4 protein-coding genes are annotated in these 5,292 nt (G+C 40.8%); all 4 read right to left on the bottom strand.

Annotated elements, in window-relative coordinates:
- Positions 1–1,964, bottom strand: a 1,964-nt coding sequence (gene rsxC / locus BCU91_RS05705; RefSeq protein ID WP_102531072.1) for an electron transport complex subunit RsxC, incomplete at its 3' end; no start/stop codon positions are given.
- Positions 1,958–2,575, bottom strand: coding sequence for an electron transport complex subunit RsxB (rsxB, locus tag BCU91_RS05700; RefSeq protein WP_102475526.1), 618 nt, complete (start codon positions 2,573–2,575; stop codon positions 1,958–1,960). The genes rsxB and rsxC, both read right to left, overlap by 7 nt.
- A gap of 2 nt (positions 2,576–2,577) precedes the next feature.
- Positions 2,578–3,156, bottom strand: a complete 579-nt coding sequence (gene rsxA / locus BCU91_RS05695) for an electron transport complex subunit RsxA (protein WP_076536414.1) — start codon at positions 3,154–3,156, stop codon at positions 2,578–2,580.
- A gap of 137 nt (positions 3,157–3,293) precedes the next feature.
- Positions 3,294–5,195 carry a GGDEF domain-containing protein gene (locus BCU91_RS05690; protein WP_102531071.1) on the bottom strand — a complete coding sequence of 634 codons (1,902 nt, stop codon included), beginning with the start codon at positions 5,193–5,195 and terminating at the stop codon, positions 3,294–3,296.
- Positions 5,196–5,292 lie beyond the last annotated feature (97 nt).

Here is a 5,292-nt window from a genome sequence, read left to right as displayed (position 1 = left end):
GCACTTGTTGCAGCTGTTGCTGCGAGCTTTTTGGCTTTAGCTCGTGCAACGGCAGCCGCAATTTTCGCTTTTCTGTCGTCAACTGCTTCTGACGTTACTTCTGTTACTTCGCTAACAACTTGCTCGTTAGCGGCTTGAACAGAGGCTGAGACATCATCAGTTGCACTTGTTGCAGCGAGCTTTTTGGCTTTTGCACGTGCAACTGCTGCGGCGATTTGTGATTTTTTGTCTGTAGCTGTGTTGCTAGGTTCACTGCTAGTAGTAACAGTGCTAGTAGTTACAGGCGTGTCATTAGCATCAGCTGGAACTGCACTGGCGAGTTTCTTGGCTTTTGCTCGGGCAATAGCGGCTTTAACTGCTGCACTTTTATCTGTAGTGGCACTATTGTTATTGGTTTCTGCAGCGGGTGTTGCCGTCGCTTGCTTTTTGGCTGCAATACGCGCCATTGCTTCTGCAACAGCATCTTTTTTACTGCTATCCATAGCAGCTTTACGTTTTTCTGCTGCGAGTCTTGATTTTTCTTCGCGGGCACGCTTTTCATCTTCAAGGCGTTGCAAGCGGGCTTCAAAACGTATTTTAGCCTGTTCAGCTTGGAATTTTTCTTCCGCTTCATTTTTAAGCGCTGATTTGGCAATGCGATAATACTCAACAAGTGGAATATCACTGGGGCAAACATAACTGCAACAGCCGCATTCAATGCAATCTTTTAAATTAAAGCTAGCGGCCTTATCGTACTCCTGGGCTTTTGCATGCCAGAATAATTGTTGCGGTAACAACAGAGCTGGGCAGACAACAGCACATTCTCCGCAGCGGATACAGGCTTTTTCATCGACATCAGGGGCGATTTCATCACTGCTTGGTACCAATATGCAGTTTGTTCCTTTTAATACTGGAACATCAGTATTGGGCAGTGCATAACCCATCATAGGACCACCGATGATGACTTTAGCACTTATGTTATTAGTGTCTTTGACTGGCGTTTGTGTTTGCTTGAGTGCATGGGTGATCGGTGTACCGATAGGTAACCAATAGTTGCCTGGTTGTGATACTTGATTACCCGTGATGGTCACTAATCTCTCAATCAGAGGTTTACCATTTAACACAGCATCTTGAATCGCAAAGGCGGTGCCGACATTGTGCACCACAATACCTTGCTGGGCCGGAATGCTACCTGTGTGTATTTCTTTACCGGTCACAATTTGAATCAACTGCTTTTCGCCACCGGAGGGGTACTTAGTTGGAATGATGGTGATACGAGTCATTTTTGCTAAGGATTCAAAGCCTGCTAACGCCGTCTTCATCGCTGCAGCAGCTTGTGATTTGTTATCTTCGATAGCGATAATTATCCGTTGAGGTTTCAACAAATAATCGATGACTTCGATGCCTTTGATGATGTCAGTTGCGTATTCACGCATTAACACATCATCAGAGGTGATATAAGGTTCACACTCAACACCGTTAATGATCACAAGATCAATTTCACTGGCTGGATTAAGTTTTATATGACTTGGAAACGTTGCGCCGCCCATACCCGCGATGCCAGCTTGCTTAATTTTCTCAATAACTTGTTGGTTACTCAGTTCTGTCAATGTCGCAGGCAAAAATACCGCAGCAGTATCTTGACCATCAGCGGCAATGGTGCAAGTTAAACAAGGTAAACCAGAGGCATGATTACTTGCATGCTGTTCAATACTGATAATTTGACCAGATGTAGGCGCATGTACAGGAAGGTACATAAAGCCTTCACCATCAGTGAGCATTTGCCCTTTGAGTACCTGCTCGCCGACTTTTACTGTTAAACGAGCGCAATCACCGACTTGAGGCAGCGGTACTCTATATTGAGCTGCTAAGGGTAATTGGCGTACAGCTTGAGTATTAGACAGAGTCTTAAGTTGTGGAGGGTGTATTCCACCTGGAGAATGCCATAAAGTCCCTTTATCAATTTGTTCTAATAAAGTTAGCACTGAGATTCCTCGTTTACATCGTTTACTTTAGCTGCTTTTGAGCTTTTAACATGATCAATATCAATAAGCGTGACTGGGATAGAAGATAATTTCCAATCCCAGTTCTTTAGGTTTTGTTCAACTGGGATCATATCAATACAGTCAACTGGACAAGGCTCTACACACAAATCACAGCCGGTACAATCTTTAGTAATAACCGTGTGCATCAGTTTACCCGCGCCTAAAATGGCATCTACTGGGCAGGCTTGAATACATTTAGTACAACCAATACATTCATCTTCTCTGATGTAGGCGACTTTTTTAACCGTTTCCTGAGCTACTTCGTTTAATGGCTCTGGATCAACTCCCATTAATGACGCAAGTTTCTCCATAGTCGCAGTGCCACCAGGCGGGCACTTATTTATGTTATCACCATTGGCAATAGCTTCAGCATATGGTCGGCAGCCTGGATAGCCACATTGACCGCATTGGGTTTGCGGCAACAGGGCTTCTACTTGATCGACAATAGGGTTTCCTTCGACTTTAAATTTAATTGAAGCGTAACCAAGAATTAAGCCAAATATTAAGGCTAAGATGGTTAGCACAATGACAGCGATTGCAATACTAGACATGATTATTTAACTAGCCCCGCAAATCCCATAAAGGCAAGCGACATTATGCCTGCGGTAATCATGGCAATAGCACCACCTTTAAAAGGTAAAGGCACGTCAGCCGCCGCCAAGCGTTCGCGCATGGCTGAAAACAATACTAGTACTAAAGAAAATCCAACCGCTGCACCAAAACCATATACTGCAGATTGAATAAAGTTATGATCTTCATTGACGTTAAGTAGGGCGACACCGAGTACTGCGCAGTTGGTAGTGATGAGCGGGAGATAAATCCCTAATGCCCTATGTAAAGAGGCACTGGTTTTTTGTACTAACATTTCAGTAAATTGCACCACAACAGCAATGACCAAAATAAAGCTCATGGTTTTTAGATAGGTGATACCAAAAGGCTCAAGTAAAAATTCGTTGGTTAAGTAGCTAAGTATAGATGCTAATGTGAGTACAAAAGTTGTTGCCATGGACATACCGATGGCAGAAGCTAACTTGCTAGATACCCCCATAAAAGGGCATAGTCCAAGGAATTTTACTAATACAAAATTATTAACTAGCACTGTGCCAATTAACAGTAAGAGATAGTCTGTCATTACTACACTTTTCTATATGAGAGTTCTTTAAGAGATTAGCAGTATTATCTAAGGTTTAGGCTGGTTTAACAACGGATAAAAAAAAGGGTTATGTAAATAATAACCCTTTTTTTGAATAAAGGTCTTACATTGGTTATTTATTTATCTGTTTTCGCGATAATTTCTGGTCTGGCAATGTAATAACCTTGTAAGCCATCAACGAGTAATTTTTCAAGTGTTAGTTTCTCTTCTTGCTTTTCTACGCCTGTAGCGACCACTTTTATGCCAATTCTTTTGGAGATATCAACAATCATTCTTATGAAGAATCTATTGTTGTTGTTTTGATCAATCTTATCGCTATAACTGCTGTCAAGCTTGATAAAATCGGGTTTTACTTCCCTAAAGAATTTGAAAGATGAAAAACCTAATCCAAATTGTTGAATGGCAACCTTAACGCCAACTTTGTGCATCTCATTAACGAAGCGTTGGCTTGCATTTAAGTTCTTCTGCATACCTGATTCATTGACTTCAAAGATTAATCTTGCAGCAACACTGCGGTGGCTAGATAAAATATCTGTTAACCAAGACACAAAGACTTCATGGGTAGCAGATGAGGCACTAATATTGACGCCAAAATTACCCTTAAGGCTTGGATTGGTGCTGAGTAATTGTATGCAATGAACGATGAGCATTTTATCCAAATCGATATTTAATCGATGACGTTCAGCCATTGCGACCACACTGGCTGTGGGTAAATTGGAGCCTTCATTATTAAAGAAACGGGCAAATAACTCACGATAAACATCGACTTGATTATTACAAGGTAAGATTGGTTGTTGAAAAAACTTAACCCCTTTGCGGTTAATGAGGTCATTGATGGTTACTTTCCAGTGGTTATCGCCTAATTGTTCGTTACCATTGAATTTTTCAAGAATATGGTATCTGTTAAGGCCAGATGTTTGCGCGATGCTGACTGCGGTATCCGCGAACACCAATAGCGCGTGAGGGTCAAACTGGTTTTCAAAAGGGACTAAACCGGCATTGGCAATATTATCGGGTTCAATGGTTTGGGCATATTCATCAAAGCTTCTTTTTAGGTTATCTAAAAATCGCTCAGACTCTTTTGTCGTAATACCATGAATAAATAATGCAAAATCACTGCTTGATACCCGGTAAAATTCATTGACTCCCATCTTAGAGCCAGCTGTTCTGATGCAAGTCGCAATTTTATTTAAATAATCATCGCCAGCTTCACGTCCTTGCAACTGGTTTATACTGGCAAGTTCAGCAGCTTTAACAATACAAAGCACGCCAAATTGCTGCTTATCTGATTTCGAAATAGATTTTATTTGATCGTCAAAGCGTCTTCGGGTTGAAAAGCCGGTGACAGCATCCTGATAAGCGGCTTTGGTAAGGGTATCATTTTTGTTATGAAAGCTGTCGATGCTGGCTTTTAATTCGCCTCGGCTCTTTTCAAGAGCAATACCTATGGGTTTAAGCGAGCCTTTTAATCTTGAGGTTTCTACAGCTTGAAATGACAGACTAGAAATATTACTGATGTAATCAGATGCATACTTTATCCCTCTGCGGTGCACATGCATTAACAGCGCAAAACTCAGCATAATAACTAAATACGCTAAAATGGTCAGACTCGCTGCTTTTTCAAGGTTAACAAAGCTTGTGGTGATAACTGAACTCGTGTTTAACCGGACTTGCAGGCGAGCGTCAGCAAACGTATTAATATGACCTAATTCGATAAAAAAAATTTTATCTTCAAAGTCGGCGTCAGTTTTAGCTAACGTTCCATAGGTAAAGTTATTATCACTGTCAGTACTGTGGATGTATTGGAAAAATTGGAAGCTAAAATTTTCGCTTAATTGCTGAAAGAGTGCCTGTCCATCACTATTCCATTCTGTAATTGAATTGATTTGGTGCTTGTAATTTTCAATTGCAATATGGCCTTGGCGTTGCATTTCTTTATTTTCAAGGTCATAAATACGAAATAATAACAGACCAAAAATAACAAAAAGTACTAACTGGAAAGATTTTGATAAGCCCATGAATGATCCGTTTCCTGTCTTAAATGCTTGAGTTTAATGAGAATAATGTACTCAAGGTATTATAAACTTAAAAAAGAAATATAACTGTATTAAATTG

It is taken from the genome of Shewanella sp. 10N.286.52.B9 (assembly GCF_002873635.1).
Classification (GTDB): domain Bacteria; phylum Pseudomonadota; class Gammaproteobacteria; order Enterobacterales; family Shewanellaceae; genus Shewanella.
Note: the sequence above shows the minus strand (reverse complement) of the source record. Positions and strands in the feature narration are given on the sequence as shown.

What these genes read in the sequence shown, in the direction of transcription:
- BCU91_RS05690 (WP_102531071.1), bottom strand. Translation starts at nt 5,195, where the DNA reads ATGGGCTTATCAAAATCTTTCCAGTTAGTACTTTTTGTTATTTTTGGT.
- rsxB (WP_102475526.1), bottom strand. Translation starts at nt 2,575, where the DNA reads ATGTCTAGTATTGCAATCGCTGTCATTGTGCTAACCATCTTAGCCTTA.
- rsxA (WP_076536414.1), bottom strand. Translation starts at nt 3,156, where the DNA reads ATGACAGACTATCTCTTACTGTTAATTGGCACAGTGCTAGTTAATAAT.